Origin of the sequence: Halomonas sp. NCCP-2165 (assembly GCF_023708045.1) — a bacterium.
GTDB lineage: Bacteria > Pseudomonadota > Gammaproteobacteria > Pseudomonadales > Halomonadaceae > Bisbaumannia > Bisbaumannia pacifica.
The window spans coordinates 1-16,982 of record NZ_BRCY01000037.1 but is presented as its reverse complement, the minus strand read 5'-3'; the positions used below and the strand labels follow the sequence as shown (position 1 = coordinate 16,982).

Genomic DNA, 16,982 nt, shown 5'->3' with positions numbered 1-16,982 from the left:
GAGGATAAATCGGCAAATGGGCAACTACCATGCAAAGGGAGCCCCGACGGGAACGACCGACCTCCCGGCGGCTCAAAGTCCTGCCATTACCCCCTATCCTAGCGTGCATGGAGGCCTTTGATGACTCGACTCGCCCTTTCTACCCGCCTGCTCGGCCTCGGCCTGCTGGCCGGCGCCCTGCTGACCACCCCGGCCCTGGCTCAGGAGCGCCCCGACCGCCAACTGCATGTGCAGGCCCAGGCGACCCTCGAGGTGGTGCCCGACAAGGCCACCCTGAGCGCCCGCCTCTGGGAGCGCACGCCCCTGATCGAAGTGGACGCCACCCCCGACCCAGAAGCCCTGGGCGAGGCCCGCGCGCGCCTGGAGGAGCGCACCGGCGAGCTGATCCGCACCCTGGAGGCCGCCGGCCTGGACAGCGAAGCGATCAATGCCGGCTCCCTGCAGGTGCGCCCCGATCAGGTCCATTCTCAGCGTGACGGCGAGCGTGAGGTGCGCGTCCGCACCCAGCTCGAGCGCCCCATCCAGCTGAGCCTGAACGACCTGGAGCAGGTGCCATTGATCCTCGACGCCCTCACCGAGGCCGGCGTGGACGCCCTGGACGGCATCCAGTACGACCTGATGGACCGCGACGCCGCTACCGACCGCGCCCTGACCCGCGCCCTGGAGCGCGCCCGCCACAAGGCCGAGCTGATGGCCGAGACCCTGGGCGTGGAGCTCACCGGCGTGCTGCGGGTACAGGAGACCCAGGCGCCGGTCTTTATGCCGCGCATGATGAGCGCCCGCGCCGATATGGCCGAAAGCGGCGGCGCCCCCACCGAGTACCGCCCCGGGCGCATCGCCATCGATGCCGGCGTCGATGTCACCTGGGAAATTGCGCCCTAAACGACACGCGGGAATCGACATAACCGCCTAAACGACACCGCCTCCGAGGCAAGACCTCGGAGGCGGTTTTTTTCCCGCTTCAAGCTTACGACTTGAAGCTCCCGGCATCCCGGATCAGCCGTTGATCGTCTCGACCCCACCCATATAGCCGCGCAGGGCCTCGGGCACGGTGATGGAGCCATCGGCGTTCTGGTAGTTCTCCAGCACCGCCAGCAGGCAGCGCCCCACCGCCAGGCCGGAGCCATTCAGGGTGTGCAGCAGCTGCGGCTTCTTCTGCTCCGGATGGCGGAAGCGCGCCTGCATGCGCCGGGCCTGGAAGTCCTCGCAGTTGGAGATCGAGGAGATCTCCCGGTAGGTCTCCTGGCTGGGCAACCACACCTCCAGGTCATAGGTCTTGGCGGCGCCGAAGCCCATATCGCCGGTGCACAGGGTCACCGTCCGGTAGGGCAGCTCGAGGGCCTGGAGAATCGCCTCGGCATGGCCGCGCATCTCCTCCAGCGCCTGGTAGCTGGTCTCCGGCGCCACCAGCTGGACCATCTCGACCTTGTCGAACTGGTGCTGGCGGATCATCCCCCGGGTATCGCGGCCATGGGAGCCCGCCTCGCTGCGGAAGCAGGGCGTATGGGCGGTGAGCTTCAGCGGCAGCGCCTTGAAGTCGAGGATCTCGTCCCGGGCGAAGTTGGTCAGCGGTACCTCGGCGGTGGGGATCAGGTGGTAGCCGCGCTCGTCGTCCAGGCGGAAGAGGTCCTCGCCGAACTTGGGCAGCTGACCGGTGCCGTGCAGCGAGGCCTCGTTGACCATATAGGGCACATAGCACTCTTCGTAGCCATGCTCCTGGGTCTGCTTGTCGAGCATGAACTGCGCCAGGGCGCGGTGCAGCCGGGCAATGGGCCCGCGCATCACGGCGAAGCGCGCGCCGGTGAGCTTGGCGGCCAGCTCGAAGTCCAGGTAGCCGAGCTTGGCGCCCAGGTCGACATGGTCCTTGACCTCGAAATCGAACGCTCGCGGGGTGCCCCAGCGGTGCAGCTCCACGTTATCGTCCTCGTCGTCGCCCTGGGGCACGCTCTCATGCGGCAGGTTGGGAATGCCGCTGACCAGGGCATCCCACTCCACCTGGGCCTCGGCCAGCTTGGCCTTGGCGGCGTCGAGGCGCTCGCCCAGGTCGGAGACCTCGGCCAGCAGCGGGGCGATATCTTCGCCCTGGGCCTTGGCCTTGCCGATGGACTTGGAGCGGGTATTGCGCTCGTTCTGCAGCCGCTCGGTCTCGGTCTGCAGCTCACGACGCCGGGACTCCAGCGCCTCGAGTCGCTCGGTATCGAGGGTAAAGCCCCGCTTGGCCAGTCGTTGGGCGACCTCGGTCAGGTCGCCACGCAGCAGTTTCGGATCGAGCATGGAATCCAGTCCGTCACGTTAGGGAATAAGCAGTCGAAATCAGGGGCCTATTGTAGGCAAAAGGCCGCCCCGGCACCACGCCCACGCCGCGAGCCGCCCTGCTCCGGCGACACGGCCATCCGCCACGCCATGGCCTGGCGCTTTGGATGCGCCGAATGTCGCTCTCGGGTAAAGTAGACGGACGATTCTACACCGCCCGGCCTGCTCCCCAGGCGACGCGCGGCGACCTACGGCCTGATGACGACCCCATGATCGCGAGACTGGATACCGAGCGCCTCGACGCTCACTACCTGCGTTTCCTCGAGGCCCTCAAGGCCTCCGGCTTCGAGGGCGAGATCGCCCCGGACTTCGCCAACCGCACGGTGCTGGCCACCGACAACTCCATCTACCAGCGCCTGCCCCAGGCGGTGCTCTACCCCAGGGGCGCGGCGGATCTCGAGCGCCTCGCCCGCCTGGCCGGCGAGTCGGCCCACCGCCGGGTGGTGCTGACTCCCCGCGGCGGCGGCACCGGCACCAACGGCCAGTCGCTCACCGACGGCCTGGTGGTGGACGTCTCCAAGCATATGAACCGGATCCTCGAGATCGACGTGGAGCAGCGCCGGGTGCGGGTCCAGGCCGGGGTGGTCAAGGACCAGCTCAACGCCGCCTTGAAGCCCCATGGGCTGTTCTTCGCCCCGGAGCTCTCCACCTCCAACCGGGCCACCATCGGTGGCATGATCTCCACCGACGCCAGCGGCCAGGGCAGCTGCGAGTACGGCAAGACCCGCGACCATGTGCTGGAACTCGACAGCGTGCTGCTGGGCGGCGAGCGCTTGCAGAGCCGCCCCGTCGAGGAGGCTGAGCTGGCCGCCCTGTGCCAGCGCGACGATGCCACCGGCCGCGCCTATCGCACCGCCCGGGAGCTCATCGACACCCAGGGCGAGCTGATCCGCGCCAAGTTTCCGCCGCTCAATCGCTGCCTGACCGGCTACGACCTGGCCCACCTGCGCGAGGATGACGGCCGCCTCAACCTCAATAGCCTGCTGTGCGGGGCCGAGGGCTCCCTGGGCTTCCTTAACGAGGCGGTGCTGAACGTGCTGCCGATTCCCCGGCACTCGACCCTGGTCAATGTGCGCTACGCCGGCTTCATGGACGCCCTGCGCGACGCCAAGGCGCTGATGGCGAGTTCCGCCCGCCCCACCTCCATCGAGACGGTGGACGACCGGGTCTTGATGCTGGCCATGCAGGACTTCGTCTGGGATAGCGTGGCGGAGTTCTTCCCCGGCGGCGAGACGGCGGTCCGCGGCATCAACCTGGTGGAGTTCAACGACGACGACCCGGCGCGGCTGGCCGAGCGGGTCGCGGCCTTCTGCCGCCACCTGGAAGCCGACACCAGCGTCCAACGCCTGGGCTACACCCTGGCCGAGGGGCGCGCCGCCATCCAGCGAGTCTACGGCATGCGCAAGCGCGCCGTGGGCCTGCTGGGCAATGCCAAGGTGGATGAAAAGGGCGAGAAGCGCCCCATCCCCTTCGTCGAGGACACCGCGGTGCCGCCGGAGCACCTGGCGGACTTTATCGCCGAGTTCCGCGCGGCCCTCGACGCCCGCGGCCTGGCCTACGGCATGTTCGGCCATGTCGACGCCGGGGTGCTGCACGTGCGCCCAGCCATCGATATGAAGGACCCCGAGCAGGAGCGGCTGATCCGCGAGGTCTCCGACGAGGTGGCCGAGCTGACCCATCAGTACGGCGGCCTGCTGTGGGGCGAGCACGGCAAGGGCGTGCGCTCGGAGTACGCCCCCAAGTTCTTCGGCGAGCTCTACCCCAGCCTGCAACGGGTCAAGGCCGCCTTCGACCCGCATAACCAGTTGAACCCCGGTAAGATCGCCACGCCGCTTTCTATCCCGCCCGACGCCGCGGGTACTGCTTCCAACCCGCCCGACGCCGCGGGTACTGCTTCCACCCCGCCCGACGCCGCGGGCCAGGCGTCTAACGCCACGGCCCATACCCCGGCGGAGCCGGTCAAGCTGGTCGATCCGGGCCTGCTGACCATCGATGGGGTGACCACCCGCGGCCAGCTCGACCGCCAGATCGACGAGCGGGTCTGGCAGGCCCATGACGCCGCCGTCTACTGCAACGGCAACGGCGCCTGCTACAACTACGACCCCAACGACGCCATGTGCCCCTCCTGGAAGGGCACCCGTGAGCGGGTCCACTCCCCCAAGGGCCGCGCCAGCCTGATGCGCGAATGGCTGCGCCGCCAGGGCCAGGCCGGGGTCGACGTGGTCGACGAGGCCGAGCGGGCCCGCCGGGGCGGCTGGTTGGGCGGCGTGGCGCGCCTGCCAAAGCGCACCCTCAACACCCTGCGCCGGCGCCGGGAGGACGACTTCTCCCACGAGGTCTATGACGCCATGGCCGGGTGTCTGGCGTGTAAGTCCTGCGCCGGGCAGTGCCCGATCAAGGTCAATGTGCCGCAGTTCCGCAGCCAGTTCCTCGAGCTCTACCACGGCCGCTACCTGCGCCCGCTGCGCGACTACCTGATCGGCGGCCTGGAGTTTCTGGTGCCGACGCTCTCGCGCATCGCCCCGCTCTACAACGCCGCCCTGGGCAATCGCCTGGTGGATCGCCTGCTGGCCGGGCCCATCGGCATGGTGGACAGCCCGCGGCTGTCCCGGGCCAGCCTCAAGAAGCAGCTGGCCGCCTGGGGCGTCGCCGAGGCCACCCCCACCTCGCTGGGGCTGCTCACCGAGGCGCAGAAGGCGCGCAGCGTGATCATCGTCCAGGACGCCTTCACCAGCCACTTCGAGGCCCAGTTGGTAATGGACATCGTCGAGCTGCTCTCGCGTCTCGATATCAAGGTCTTCGTGGCGCCCTTCGCCCCCAACGGCAAGCCGCTCCACGTCCAGGGCTTCATGGGCGCCTTCCAGCGCACCGCCGAGACGCAGGCCCGGCGCCTGCGCGGCCTGGCCGAGTTCGGCGTGCCCCTGGTGGGCATCGATCCGGCCATGACCCTCACCTACCGCCAGGAGTACGTCAAGGCGCTGGGCGAGGAGGCCGTGCCCGAGGTGCTGCTGCTCCAGGAGTGGCTGGTGGCTCACTCGACACACTGGGCAGCGAACCTGGCGCCGGACCAGCGGCCCAACGCCGAGGCAGCGACAGATCCCGGCTACAAGCTGCTCTCCCACTGCACCGAGGCCACCAATGCCCCGGGCAGCCCCAAGGCCTGGCAGCGGCTCTTCGCCGCCTTCGGCCTGGAACTGGAGCTGGTCGACACCGGCTGCTGCGGCATGTCCGGCACCTACGGCCACGAGGCCCGCAACCTCGCCACCTCCAAGACCATCTACGGCCTCTCCTGGCAGGGGCTGGTGGAAGACGAGGCCAACCAGGGGCGCCTGCTGGCCACCGGCTACTCCTGCCGCAGCCAGGTCAAGCGCCTCTCCGACCGGCGCCTACCCCACCCGCTGCAGGGGCTGCTCGCGGTGCTGAAACAGCAAGGCTGAAGTAAAAAATGCCCCCATCACCGGTATCGGTGATGAGGGCATTCCCTCCAGGAGGCGAGCATGAACCGCACCCTGATCCTGATCGGACTCTTGATCGTCGCCATCGGCCTGCTCTGGCCCTGGCTCTCCAAGCTGCCGTTCGGCCAGCTCCCCGGCGATATCGCCATCCGCCGCGAGAACGCCTCCTTTTACTTCCCCCTCACCACCATGATCCTGATCAGCCTGGTGTTCTCGGCGATTCTCTGGCTATTCAATCGTTAGGATGACGCGCCATCCTATGTCATCACCCACTCCGACTGTCCTGTGTTGGCGTCCAACTGTTCGTCATGAATAACGAAGCCATGCTTCCGGTAAAACTCGACGCTGGGCCGGTTCGCCTGATAGACGGTCAACGTCAGGCCCTCGCATCGCTGCTTGGCGTCCTCGATCAAGGCCGCGAGCCAGATATCCAGTACCCGATCGATATCGATGGCCTGAAATTTTCGAATCACCGACTTCCATCCTTCGAAAATTGACCGTGTGGGCTTCCGCCACCACCAACCGCTACCTGCTTGATACCGCTGGGTTCACTGACATTCAACTGCCCCCATGACTGGGAAACCTGCGGAAAAGACGAAGCAAACCACCGCTACCGGCAGTTCTCGCACGCCCCATGCAAGCTAAAAATTGCCGTCTGAGCGACTTGCGAACGCCTGAGCTCAGATGCGTTTGAGGCGACGCCCGCTTTTGCGGCAGCAAAAGTGGGTGGCGAGTCAAACGTCACCTGCAGCAAATTGTTATGTGTGTGTTTCCAAGTAATTTTCTGCGATTTGCCAAAGAGTTTTTCCGCTGGAATGCACCCAATGCCAGTTGCCATTGACTCCCCCTGGATCTTTCTTATCTGGATGAAGCTCTTTGAAAATCATCCACGTTAGCGCCGAGATGGAATACTCCTGACCATCCTTTTCCCACCGTACGGCATCGCTCTGACCCAACTTGCCTGTGATAACAGCCTTGAACGTTGGATCGTTAGGATCGAAGGTGGCATGGCTCGGCAAGCCGAACTCAAGTGTCAATTGATCTTCCGCTGCAACCAAGGCGTTTTCAATGAGGATTTTCATCGTCTTAGGTCGATTTTTGCGGACAGACAATTCCTTTACCTCTTCCTTCCGCTTGATATCGATCAGGTACTGCCTCGCCTCTTCAAGAGGTATGACGACCTTGGGCACGATGACGACCTGAGGTCCAACCTGATATGGGGTGATTTTTACGCAGCTGATATCGATGTCGGATTCACGCAGCCACAACACGGTTGCAGTAATTTCTTGAGAAAACCCCTCAGAACAAAGAATTATTCGAGGTTTATTGGAAAGCTCTACGAACGAGTCAGACTCTACAAACTCAACGATCTGATCTTTTGCCTCACCCTCGGAAAGGACTTCACCGTCGTATTTCTTGCGATATGCAATGTAGTAAGGCAAGAGAACCTCAACCGTCATTGAAGAAACCATTGCGGCGTATCGGATTGCCTGGAGGTCAGCATACCCAGCAGCGGAATCTCTTTTCAGCTCTACGACGACAAGGTTGCCTGACCGATCAAGGGCAAGCACATCCAACCGATCATTACTGTTCGAGAACCGATCGAATTCAATGCTCACGATCAGCAAATTCTCACCCAGAAGCTCTGGATTGGAACGAACCCATTCCTCAATGTGCTTTCGCTCCCAGATGTTCAGGCTGGTAAAGCTGCTCGGCAGTATCTTCTGTGCTTCACCGAGGTTTTCCGAAACCGAAAAGATCACAGTGTTCTCCAAAACACATAACGCCTACCATAAACGGCGCGAGGAACGAGCGTCCGGCGACCGCAGGGAGCGAATTTAATGGCCTTGTTATGCGTTGACAGCATCTGTTCTGACCTTGGTTCTGGTGTAGTTGATTGGCGGATACTCACCGTGATTTTGAAAGTACCACCACAAGAACTGCCCTTCAGCACCAAGCAAGGTATCGCCAAATCTCCGGTAATCACAAAAAGCTATCTCAATCGACCCATAATTTTTTATTATTATGTCAAATTTAAGCTTGTTCGCCTTCGAAGTGGCATGCAGGTTTGCATGGCGAAAGTATCTAGCTTTGAAGCTCGTTTTTGTTTGGCCGATATAAAGAATCCTACTCTCTCCATTTAGACGAGGCACAGGCTTTGAAGACAAGAAAAAATAAATTATGTTTTTTTCCTGTGCAGCAGCTTTTGATCCATAGACATTTTCAAAGGCGGACTTTGAAAGCTCATTAATTTGACCCGGTAGACGATCAAATCCGCACACCAGAGATGACAGTTCATCCTTTGTAATCAAGCCTAATACTCCACACTAAGAGAGGTTGACCCGTCAGGCAACCATTCGATATTTAAACCACCATCACCAAAACGTACAACACCTTCTTTTTTCGGCAGTTCATTACATTGGGCTCGATACTGAATAAAGTTATCAAGCAATTCTATAAGGTGAACTTTGAACCCTGACCCGGTAGCCTGCTCAAAAATATCGTCTTCAACCGTCCAGCGAGTGCCGCTCAAGCGATCCTCATTATCTTCCGCACAGAAAACCACTTTGCCATTTGCTTTCACAACCTCTGGGTATTGCTTGGCAAGCATGGCAAGGCGAGTAGCTTCAAAGTCTTGATAAAAATTTGGCATATTTTTTCCTTTGACTCGTTATTCTTTCAGGTTGCGTCGTAGGGCCGCACAACTCCGCCAACACGCGCGTATTTTTTGTGGAGCCGCAGGCGGAACGAAAAATACGTCGCGGTAATTGGCCTTATTATGCGTATAGTCACTGCCCATTTGCGATTGCCTGCTTAATAATGGGGGCTACTGTTTCCGGTGATATACCGCGCTCTTTGCAATACTTTGACTGAAGCCAAACAGATAATTCTTTTTGGCCCTTGCTCGCATTACAACCACGACAGCATAGCGCAATATTTTCCCTGGTTATTATTTTTGCATCATTGATGATGTGCTCCCAGCTTGCGGATTGCTTGGCTGACTCTTTTGGCGGTAGAAACTCTTGATTGCAGTACACGCAGACTTTATCCCGCTCACGAACTTCCGCCTCCAGCCATGATGGAATATTCCAATTATTTGCCATGATCAACCTTACGCATAACAGGTATTAGGCGGCGCGTTCTATGATTGGATCAACGTGCCGGCACGTTCGTCCGACAAATATAGCCTACCACTATTTGCCTAACCAATTGATTTTAAAATCAACTAATTATAGCTCGGCCACCTATGCAGGATTCGCGTGCTTGCGCGTTTTGCCAGAGCCAATAATACTGTATGCATATCCATGCACCAAGAGGACAGACGTATGGATACGCACAACAGGCCCCCGAAGCTGATGGACCGGGTGAAGGCCACCATGAGGGTGAAGCGCTATAGCCTGCGAACAGAGAAGACCTACTGCTACTGGATTCGCTACTTCATTCGCTTCCACGGCCTACGGCACCCCGCCGGCATGGGAGCTCCTGAGGTCAAGGCCTTTCTTGAACACCTCGCGGTAGAACGCCATGTGGCGGCGGCCACCCAGAATCAGGCATTGAATGCGCTGGTCTTTCTCTATCGCCAGGTGCTCGAGCAGCCGCTGGGGGATATCGGTGAGTTCTCCCGGGCCAAGCGGCCTCACCGCTTACTTGTCGTATTGTCCCACGATGAAGTAATGCGAGTTCTAGGCTAAATGAAGGTAGAGAGCCCGGGCACGCTACCGCCCCTACCCTGCATCTTACGATGGCGGCCGCCATCCATGCGGTAGTTCCCGTGTGCTTGTTATTATCCTTCTAACCGCCTCAGCAGTCTTAGGGATTGAGAGTAAGCAAGGGGAGTGGGAGATGCAAAGGTGGGGGGTTGGTGATTTCAGGAAGTGCGGGGTGGTATTGGCTAAAGCCAGCCCCAATAGAGGCGCCTGACGGCGCCAATCGCGAGCTGAAGCTGGCTCCTACAACACCGGATGGCACTGGCAAAGGCGCCTAAAACGCCGATCGCCGGCTAAAGCCTGCTCCTACAACACCAACAGAGGCACCTGACGGCGCCAATCGCGCGGAGAATCCGCGCTCCTACAGAACTGTGATTCCGGAAACAAAAATCCCGGGCGGCGTGGGCCGTCCGGGGTTGGGTAGGGCGTGACGAACTTAGAAGAACAGTTGCTTCAGGGCGTCGCCGGGGCTGGGTTGGCGCATAAAGGCCTCGCCGACCAGGAAGCCATGGACGGCCTTCTCGCGCATGCGGGTCACGTCGTCGCGGGTGTGGATGCCGGACTCGGTGATCACGGTGACCTCGTCGGGGATCTGCGCCAGCAGCTCGAAGGTGGTCTCGAGACGGGTGTCGAAGGTGTGCAGGTCGCGGTTGTTGATGCCGACCATGGTCAGGTCGAGGCGCAGGGCGCGCTCCAGTTCGTTGGCATCGTGCACTTCGACCAGCACGTCCATGCCGAGGGCCCGGGCCTGCTGGTAGAGGTCGGCCATGCGCGCGTCGTCCAGGGCGGCGACGATCAGCAGGATGCAGTCGGCGCCGATGGCGCGGGCCTCGCTCACCTGGTAGCCGTGGGTGATGAAGTCCTTGCGGATCACCGGCAGCTCGCAGGCCTCCCGGGCGTCGATCAGGAAGTCCTCGTGACCCTGGAAGAAGTCGGCGTCGGTGAGTACCGAGAGGCAGGCGGCGCCGGCGGCGGCGTAGTCGGCGGCGATCTCGGCGGGCCGGAAGTCCTCGCGAATCACGCCTCGGGAGGGCGAGGCCTTCTTGATCTCGGCGATGATTCCGGGCTCGCCACGCTCGATGCGGCGTTCCAGGGCCGTGACGAAGCCCCGCGGGGCGCTCTGGCGCTCGGCCAGGACCAGCAGGTCGCGTTCGGCCACGGCGCGGCTGCGCTCTTCGACTTCCTCTTCCTTGCGGGCGAGGATACGGGCCAGGATGGTGGGCAGTTGGGTGGTCATCTCTCGTTTCCTCACCCCGCGAAGACGCGGGAAAAATCGGCCAGTTCCTTGAGTTTCTCCAGCGGCAGCTTGGAGTCCTGGGCGTCCTGGGCCATGGCCACGCCCTCCTTGAGGGTATCGGCCACGTCGGCGGCATAGAGGGCGGCGCCGGCATTGAGGGCGACGATATCCGCCGCGGGCCCCTCCCCGACCAGGGCCTCCTTGACCAGGCGCAGGCTGTCCTCGGCGGTCAGTACCTTGAGGGGCTCCAGCGACTGGCGCTCGATGCCAAACTCCTCGGGAGTGATGGTGTACTCGCGGATCTCGCCGTCCTTGAGCTCGGCGATGCGCGTCGGCGCGGCCAGGGAGATCTCGTCCAGGCCATCCTCGGCGTGGGCCACCAGCACATGGCGACTGCCCAGGCGCTTGAGCACCTCGGCCATCACCGGCACCAGCTCCGGCTGGTAGACGCCCAGCACCTGGTTGGGGGCGCCGGCGGGGTTGGTCAGGGGCCCCAGGATATTGAACAGGGTACGCACGCCCATCTCGCGGCGCGGGCCGATGGCGTGGCGCATCGCCTTGTGATGCATGGGCGCGAACATAAAGCCCACCCCCACCTGGTCGATGCAACGCGCCACCTGCTCGGCGTTGAGCTCCAGGGCAATGCCGGCCACGGCGAAGAGGTCGGCGCTCCCGGAGGAGGACGAGACGCTACGGTTGCCGTGCTTGGCCACATGGGCGCCGCCGGCCGCCGCCACGAAGCTGGAGGCGGTGGAGACATTGAAGAGGTTGGCACCATCGCCGCCGGTGCCGACGATATCGACGACGTTCTCGGCCTGGACCGTCACCGGGATCATCAGCTCGCGCATCACCTGGGCCGCGGCGCTGATCTCTTCCGGGGTCTCGCCCTTCATGGAGAGGCCGATCAGCAGGCCGCCGATCTGGGCGTCGGTGGCCTCGCCGGTCATGATGGCGCGCATTACCGCGTAGGTCTGGTCGAAACTCAGGTGACGGCCCCGCATCACCGCATCGATCGCTTCTCGCATCTGCATCGTTGGGTCTCCTTGCGATCCGCGGCGCTTAGCCACGCTTGAGGAAGTTGGCCAGCAGCTCGTGCCCCTGGCGGGTAAGAATCGACTCGGGGTGAAACTGCACCCCCTCCACGTCCAGGGTCTTGTGACGCAGGCCCATGATCAGCCCCGGGGTGACGTCATCGTCGTCCACCCAGGCGGTCACTTCCAGGCTCTCGGGCAGGCTCTCGGCGGCCACCACCAGGGAGTGGTAGCGGGTCACCTCCAGGGGGTCCGCCAGGCCCTCGAAGACGCCATGGTTATGGTGGCGTACCAGCGAGGTCTTGCCGTGCATCACCTGGGGGGCGCGTACCACCTCACCGCCATAGACCTGGCCGATGGCCTGGTGGCCCAGGCAGATGCCGAGGATCGGCAGCTTGCCGGCGAAGTGACGAATCACCTCCAGGGAGATGCCCGCCTCGTTGGGGGTGCAGGGCCCGGGGGAGATGACGATATGACTCGGCGCCAGGGCCTCGATCTCCTCGAGGGTGATGGCGTCGTTGCGGTGGGTGATCACCTCGGCCCCCAGCTCGGCCAGGTACTGCACCACGTTGTAGGTAAAGCTGTCGAAATTGTCGATCATCAGCACGGACATGGCGTTATGGTCCTGTTCTTTGGCGTGTGTCCAGTTGGCTTGGGAAAGCTTACCCGGGGTGACCCAGATCATCCTCGGTATTGTTTCGCCAGCCGTGCAGGAAGCCCAGACACAAAAATGCCGCCCTGCAGGCGGCATCGTCATTCAAGACACGAGGGTGCCGCCCCACCTCAGGAGCGCCACCACTGGCTCGAATGCATATGATCTGGAGTCTTCATGCCGGCTATGTTGCGGCCGGGGCGGCGAGCTGTCAAGGCGCCCGCCGGGACGCCAGGGCGAAGCCGAGCAGTCCGACCACCGGACCGGGAACCAACAGCCAGGCGGCATCCAGGCCGATGCGCTCGAACAGGGCCGTGGTGGCCGCGATCGAGACCACGGTAATGGAAAAACCGATGGAGTTCTGCATCGCCAGGGCCGCCCCGACCAGCGCCGGCGGGCAGGCCTTCGCCGACAGGGCGGAGAACTGCGGCGAATCGGCCACCACCGTCGCCCCCCACAGCAGCAGCAGCAGGCCAACGGCCGGGGCCGACAGCTCTCGCCAGTAGAGGGCGAAGCCCAGGGCACAGGCACCGGACGACGCCAGGGCCGCCAGCGCCACCCGGGCGCTGCCGACGCGCCGGGACAGTGCCCCGCCGATCAGGCAGCCCAACGCCCCGACGGCGATAATGGCAAACGCCAGGCCCGACACCCCGAGCCCGGGGTACTGGCCGGCCAGGGGCGTATGCAGCACCAGCAGCGGCACCACCGTCCAGAAGGCGTAGAGCTCCCACATGTGCCCGAAGTAGCCCCAGGCGGCGGCGCGGAAGCGCGGGATCCTGAAGGCCTCGAAGACGCTCGGTCGCCGTTCCGCCCCGCGACTCGCCGAGGCGCCCCTTCCCCGGGGCAGATGGGGCCCATCCCCCAGGCGATGGATCAGCAGCGCCCCCAGCAGGGCGAGCGCCGAGGAGGCGAGGAGGATCCACTGCCAGGGCCAGTCGCTCCCCACCTCACGCAGCAGGTGCGGCAGGGCCGTGCCGAGGGTCAGCATGGCGACCAGCTGCGCCAGCGCCGCGCCGGTGCGCTCGGGCGCCCAGCCGACGATCAGCTTCATGCCCATGGGATAGATGCCCGCCAGGCAGACGCCGACCAGAAAGCGCAAGGCCAGGCCACTGGCCAGCCCCTCCGCGAACCCGGCGAAGGCGGCATTGAAGAGCGCCCCGGCGATGGCGCTGGCGACGAAGATCCGACTGGCCCGATAGCGATCCGCCAGGCCGGCGACCACCAGGGTCAGGGTGCCGAGAATAAAGCCCGCCTGCACCGCACTGGTCAGCCAGCCGATATCCGCGGCACTGGCCTGCCAGGCATGCCGCAGGCCGGGCGCCACGCCGTTGGCGCTGAACCACAGCGAGGTCCCGAACAGTTGAGCGATGGCGATCGTCGCGACCGCCCCGCCCCCTCGCCGGGCGGGACGATCCGCCCTCCCGGAATCCTGCGCGCTCACCCTCATCGACTCCCCCGTCACCGGTCAGCGGCCATGATACGGCGCGCGCTCGCGCGCCGTCGAGGCGCCCGGCGGTCGTGCCGGCCCCGGCTTCGTGGCAGAATTCGCCCATGACCGAGACACCCTCCTTCTGCGGCCCCCTGGCGATCCAGCGGCCCTTCGACCTTGCCGACGCCTGCCTGGTAGCGACCCGCTTTGCCGCCGAGGCCCTGACCGCCGACGCCTTCGCGACGGCCGGCATCGCCCTGCCCTCGCGTCTGGCGGCGGCGGCCGCCAAGCGCCGGGCGGAGTTTCTCGCCGGGCGCCTGTGCGCCCGTCAGGCGCTCTGGCAGTTGGACGGTCGCTGGCAGGCCCCGGAACTGGGCGAGGACCGCGCCCCGCGCTGGCCGCAGGGCTGCGTCGGCAGCATTACCCACGCCCATGGCTGGGCCGCGGCCCTGGTGGCGCCACGCTCGGCCTACCATAGCCTGGGACTCGACGCCGAGCGGTGGCTCGACGACGCGGAGGCCACGCGCCTGGCGCGCCGGGTGCTGACCCCGGCGGAGCGGGCGCGCCTCCCCGCCGACGAGGCGGCGCTCGCGGTCACCCTGACCTTCTCCCTCAAGGAGAGCCTGTTCAAGGCCCTCTACCCACTGGTCGGCCGGCGCTTCTACTTTCCCGATGCCGAGCTGCTGAGCTGGCACCCCGATGGCCGGGCCCGGCTGCGCCTGCTGACCGACCTTAGCCCGGCCTGGCCCGCCGGCCGCGAGCTGGACGGCCACTTCTGCCACTGGCAGGGTCGGCTGCTTAGCCTGGTGACGATTCCCGCCCGACGACCCGATCACTGACCCCGGCAACAGCCCGTTTCTACTTCCCCATGCATCATCCGCCGCCCCGCATGGCGCGGCTTGTCAGGCCACGCTCGGCCGCATATGATAACGCTTATCAAGTGCATGAGAAGTGGATAATCAATGCCTTCCGCCACCTCGTATCGGCCACGCATCCTGGTGATCGAAGATGACCGCACCCTCAATGGCCAGATCGCCCGCCTGCTCGAGGACAAGGGCTATCGCACCCAGCAGTGCTACGAGGGTGAAGGCGGGCTGCTCTCGGCCCTCGGCCAGGGCTTCGACCTGATCCTGCTCGACGTGCTGCTGCCCCGGCTGAATGGCTTCGAGGTGCTCAAGCGGCTGCGCAAGACCCGCCAGACCCCGGTGATGATGCTCACCGCCTGCGGCGCCGAGGAAGAGCGCATCCGCGGCTACCGTCGCGGCGCCGACGACTACCTGCCCAAGCCCTTCGGTTTCACCGAGCTGCAGCTGCGCATCGAGGCGCTGTTGCGCCGCACCCTGGGCCACATCGACCAGCGCGCCGACCCGGACGAGCTCTGCGTCGGCCCCCTGAGGCTGGCACGCGGCGACCTGGCGGTGCACTACGCCGACGCCGCCATCCCCCTGACGCCGATCCAGTTCCGCCTGCTCTGGGTACTGCTGCTTCACCAGGGCGAGGTGCTCAGCAAGCCCTACCTCTACCAGCTGGTGCTGGAGCGGGAATTCAGCCGCTACGACCGCAGCCTGGACATGCACCTGAGCCGGGTACGCCGCAAGCTGGTGGAGGCCGGCATGGCGGCGGATCGCCTGCAGACCGTCCACGGCAAGGGTTACTGTTTCCTGTGAATCGCCGCCTGTTCTGGAAACTCTGCGGTCCCCTGGCGCTGGGCACCCTGGCGCTGGTCTGGGTGATCACCTTCCTCGGCGCCGAGACCGAGCAGCAGATGAGCTTTATCGCCGAGCGCCATCAGCAGACCCTCAGGCAGTGGGGCGCCACCGCCGAGCGCCTCCATGTGGCCGGCGACGAGGCGGCCCTGGCCGACTGGCTGGAGGCCTTGCAGGCCCGCGAGGAGACCTGGGCGGCGGTGGTGCGCTCCGATATCCGCCCCCTGGCCGGCAGCGAACTCTCGGCACAGTTCCGGGAAGGCTTCCGCCTGGGCCGTCACGTGGAGTGGAAGATCCACCTCTACTTCGCCGACAACCCCATCATGGACCTCACCTTCGCCGACGGGCGGACCCACTTCCTGATCACCCTGCCCCGGCGCATGCGCCCCGGCGGCCACCTCCCCGAGGTCAAGCTGGCCCTCAAGGTGGCCCTGCCGCTGGCGGTGCTGATGCTGCTCTCGGTGGTAATCTATCGCCACCTGATGCACCCGCTGCGCCAGCTGGAGCTGGCCACCCGGGCATTCAGCGAGGGCAACCTGGGGGTGCGGGTGCGCGCCCTGCTGGGCAACCGCAACGACGAGTTGACCGCCCTGGCGGCTACCTTCGATCGCATGGCCGAGCGCACCGGCGAGCTGATCCTCACCCAGCGCCGGCTGATCGCCGACCTCTCCCACGAACTGCGCACGCCCCTGACCCGTATCGACATGGCGCTGAGCTGCGTGGAGGAGGGCATCGAGACCCAGCACTTCCTGCCGCGCATCCGCCGCGAGTGCCGGCTGATGCGTGCCCTGGTGGAGGACACCCTGACCCTGGCCTGGCTGGAGAACGAGAAGCCGAGCCTCGACCAGGACAGCCTCGACCTCACCGACCTGCTCGACAGCGTGATCGACGACGCCCGCTACGAGTACCCCGACCACCGGCTGGACGCCGAGCTCCCCGCCCAGGCGGCGATCCACGGCAGCAGCCAGCGGGCCCTGGCCCAGGCGGTGGAGAACGTGATCCGCAACGCCTGCCACTACACCCCCGCGGGAGGCCGGGTGCGGGTCGCCCTGAGCGCCGAGGCGCAGGGCTACCGGCTGGACGTCGACGACCAGGGCCCCGGGGTGCCCGATGACCAGCTCGAGCGCATCTTCCAGCCCTTCTACCGCACCGCCCAGGCCCGCGACGACAAGCCCGACGGCCATGGCCTGGGGCTGGCCCTGGCGCACCGCCAGTTGGAAGCGGTGGGCGGCTGGGTGCGTGCCGAGAACCGCCCCGCGGGGGGGCTGCGCATGACGCTGTGGTTCCCGGCGACTCGTTCCATCGCCGAGGCGTAACAAATGTAAAAGCGGTTCACATCCGCGGCGGGGTAAACAAGAATGCGCCACAAATGAGAATTCATATCACGCAGAGGAGCCATCATGTCCCCCGCCCCGCGCTTTCCCCGCCACCCCCTGTGCCTGGCCATCGCCC

General features: G+C 64.6%; 17 protein-coding genes. 7 read left to right on the top strand and 10 right to left on the bottom strand.

Features of this window, described 5'->3' with window-relative positions; translation table 11 throughout:
• The first annotated feature begins 120 nt into the window (after nucleotides 1-120).
• Nucleotides 121-882, top strand: a complete 762-nt coding sequence (locus NFU04_RS14810) for an SIMPL domain-containing protein (RefSeq protein ID WP_251310199.1) — start codon at nucleotides 121-123, stop codon at nucleotides 880-882.
• Between the two features lie 114 nt (nucleotides 883-996).
• Here NFU04_RS14810 and serS read toward each other — a convergent pair whose 3' ends face one another.
• On the bottom strand, nucleotides 997-2,274 hold the full coding sequence (serS, locus tag NFU04_RS14805) for a serine--tRNA ligase (protein ID WP_251310198.1): 1,278 nt from the start codon (nucleotides 2,272-2,274) through the stop codon (nucleotides 997-999).
• 248 nt (nucleotides 2,275-2,522) lie between these two features.
• Between serS and NFU04_RS14800 the strand changes: the two genes are divergently transcribed.
• Entirely contained in the window at nucleotides 2,523-5,750 is a 3,228-nt protein-coding gene (locus NFU04_RS14800) for an FAD-binding and (Fe-S)-binding domain-containing protein (protein WP_251310197.1), read from the top strand.
• Nucleotides 5,751-5,810: 60 nt separating this feature from the next.
• The gene (locus NFU04_RS14795; RefSeq protein ID WP_251310196.1) at nucleotides 5,811-6,011 is read left to right on the top strand and encodes a DUF2905 domain-containing protein; all 201 of its coding nucleotides are present in this window, start codon (nucleotides 5,811-5,813) and stop codon (nucleotides 6,009-6,011) included.
• A gap of 14 nt (nucleotides 6,012-6,025) precedes the next feature.
• Here the strand turns inward: NFU04_RS14795 and NFU04_RS14790 are convergent, their stop codons facing one another.
• The 5 genes from NFU04_RS14790 to NFU04_RS14770 all read right to left on the bottom strand — a co-directional run bounded on the left by NFU04_RS14790 (nucleotide 6,026) and on the right by NFU04_RS14770 (nucleotide 8,872).
• A complete protein-coding gene (locus tag NFU04_RS14790; protein WP_251310195.1) occupies nucleotides 6,026-6,241 on the bottom strand; it encodes a GNAT family N-acetyltransferase in 216 nt (71 codons plus the stop codon).
• A 285-nt stretch (nucleotides 6,242-6,526) separates the two neighbouring features.
• The gene (locus NFU04_RS14785) at nucleotides 6,527-7,531 is read right to left on the bottom strand and encodes a PDDEXK family nuclease (protein WP_251310194.1); all 1,005 of its coding nucleotides are present in this window, start codon (nucleotides 7,529-7,531) and stop codon (nucleotides 6,527-6,529) included.
• Between the two features lie 87 nt (nucleotides 7,532-7,618).
• Nucleotides 7,619-8,080, bottom strand: a complete 462-nt coding sequence (locus tag NFU04_RS14780; RefSeq protein WP_251310193.1) for a hypothetical protein — start codon at nucleotides 8,078-8,080, stop codon at nucleotides 7,619-7,621.
• 2 nt (nucleotides 8,081-8,082) lie between these two features.
• Nucleotides 8,083-8,421 carry a hypothetical protein gene (locus NFU04_RS14775; RefSeq protein WP_251310192.1) on the bottom strand — a complete coding sequence of 113 codons (339 nt, stop codon included), beginning with the start codon at nucleotides 8,419-8,421 and terminating at the stop codon, nucleotides 8,083-8,085.
• A 136-nt stretch (nucleotides 8,422-8,557) separates the two neighbouring features.
• Entirely contained in the window at nucleotides 8,558-8,872 is a 315-nt protein-coding gene (locus NFU04_RS14770; RefSeq protein ID WP_251310191.1) for an HNH endonuclease, read from the bottom strand.
• Nucleotides 8,873-9,094: 222 nt separating this feature from the next.
• Here NFU04_RS14770 and NFU04_RS14765 point away from each other — a divergent pair, with 222 nt between their 5' ends.
• A complete protein-coding gene (locus NFU04_RS14765) occupies nucleotides 9,095-9,460 on the top strand; it encodes a phage integrase N-terminal SAM-like domain-containing protein (protein WP_251310190.1) in 366 nt (121 codons plus the stop codon).
• 451 nt (nucleotides 9,461-9,911) lie between these two features.
• Here the strand turns inward: NFU04_RS14765 and trpC are convergent, their stop codons facing one another.
• The 4 genes from trpC to NFU04_RS14745 all read right to left on the bottom strand — a co-directional run bounded on the left by trpC (nucleotide 9,912) and on the right by NFU04_RS14745 (nucleotide 13,836).
• Entirely contained in the window at nucleotides 9,912-10,712 is an 801-nt protein-coding gene (gene trpC, locus NFU04_RS14760) for an indole-3-glycerol phosphate synthase TrpC (RefSeq protein ID WP_251310189.1), read from the bottom strand.
• 11 nt (nucleotides 10,713-10,723) lie between these two features.
• On the bottom strand, nucleotides 10,724-11,743 hold the full coding sequence (trpD, locus tag NFU04_RS14755) for an anthranilate phosphoribosyltransferase (protein WP_251310188.1): 1,020 nt from the start codon (nucleotides 11,741-11,743) through the stop codon (nucleotides 10,724-10,726).
• 28 nt (nucleotides 11,744-11,771) lie between these two features.
• Nucleotides 11,772-12,356, bottom strand: a complete 585-nt coding sequence (locus NFU04_RS14750; protein WP_251310187.1) for an anthranilate synthase component II — start codon at nucleotides 12,354-12,356, stop codon at nucleotides 11,772-11,774.
• Between the two features lie 250 nt (nucleotides 12,357-12,606).
• Nucleotides 12,607-13,836 carry an MFS transporter gene (locus NFU04_RS14745; RefSeq protein WP_251310186.1) on the bottom strand — a complete coding sequence of 410 codons (1,230 nt, stop codon included), beginning with the start codon at nucleotides 13,834-13,836 and terminating at the stop codon, nucleotides 12,607-12,609.
• A gap of 110 nt (nucleotides 13,837-13,946) precedes the next feature.
• Here NFU04_RS14745 and NFU04_RS14740 point away from each other — a divergent pair, with 110 nt between their 5' ends.
• From NFU04_RS14740 to NFU04_RS14730, 3 genes are all read left to right on the top strand, one after another.
• Nucleotides 13,947-14,663, top strand: a complete 717-nt coding sequence (locus tag NFU04_RS14740) for a 4'-phosphopantetheinyl transferase family protein (RefSeq protein ID WP_251310185.1) — start codon at nucleotides 13,947-13,949, stop codon at nucleotides 14,661-14,663.
• 123 nt (nucleotides 14,664-14,786) lie between these two features.
• On the top strand, nucleotides 14,787-15,491 hold the full coding sequence (locus NFU04_RS14735; RefSeq protein ID WP_251310184.1) for a response regulator transcription factor: 705 nt from the start codon (nucleotides 14,787-14,789) through the stop codon (nucleotides 15,489-15,491).
• Entirely contained in the window at nucleotides 15,488-16,846 is a 1,359-nt protein-coding gene (locus NFU04_RS14730) for a sensor histidine kinase (protein WP_251310183.1), read from the top strand. The genes NFU04_RS14735 and NFU04_RS14730 overlap by 4 nt, the downstream gene beginning before the upstream one ends.
• Nucleotides 16,847-16,982 lie beyond the last annotated feature (136 nt).

What these genes read in the sequence shown, in the direction of transcription:
- NFU04_RS14810 (WP_251310199.1), top strand. Translation starts at nt 121, where the DNA reads ATGACTCGACTCGCCCTTTCTACCCGCCTGCTCGGCCTCGGCCTGCTG.
- serS (WP_251310198.1), bottom strand. Translation starts at nt 2,274, where the DNA reads ATGCTCGATCCGAAACTGCTGCGTGGCGACCTGACCGAGGTCGCCCAA.
- NFU04_RS14800 (WP_251310197.1), top strand. Translation starts at nt 2,523, where the DNA reads ATGATCGCGAGACTGGATACCGAGCGCCTCGACGCTCACTACCTGCGT.
- NFU04_RS14795 (WP_251310196.1), top strand. Translation starts at nt 5,811, where the DNA reads ATGAACCGCACCCTGATCCTGATCGGACTCTTGATCGTCGCCATCGGC.
- NFU04_RS14775 (WP_251310192.1), bottom strand. Translation starts at nt 8,421, where the DNA reads ATGCCAAATTTTTATCAAGACTTTGAAGCTACTCGCCTTGCCATGCTT.
- NFU04_RS14770 (WP_251310191.1), bottom strand. Translation starts at nt 8,872, where the DNA reads ATGGCAAATAATTGGAATATTCCATCATGGCTGGAGGCGGAAGTTCGT.
- NFU04_RS14765 (WP_251310190.1), top strand. Translation starts at nt 9,095, where the DNA reads ATGGATACGCACAACAGGCCCCCGAAGCTGATGGACCGGGTGAAGGCC.
- trpC (WP_251310189.1), bottom strand. Translation starts at nt 10,712, where the DNA reads ATGACCACCCAACTGCCCACCATCCTGGCCCGTATCCTCGCCCGCAAG.
- trpD (WP_251310188.1), bottom strand. Translation starts at nt 11,743, where the DNA reads ATGCAGATGCGAGAAGCGATCGATGCGGTGATGCGGGGCCGTCACCTG.
- NFU04_RS14750 (WP_251310187.1), bottom strand. Translation starts at nt 12,356, where the DNA reads ATGTCCGTGCTGATGATCGACAATTTCGACAGCTTTACCTACAACGTG.
- NFU04_RS14740 (WP_251310185.1), top strand. Translation starts at nt 13,947, where the DNA reads ATGACCGAGACACCCTCCTTCTGCGGCCCCCTGGCGATCCAGCGGCCC.
- NFU04_RS14735 (WP_251310184.1), top strand. Translation starts at nt 14,787, where the DNA reads ATGCCTTCCGCCACCTCGTATCGGCCACGCATCCTGGTGATCGAAGAT.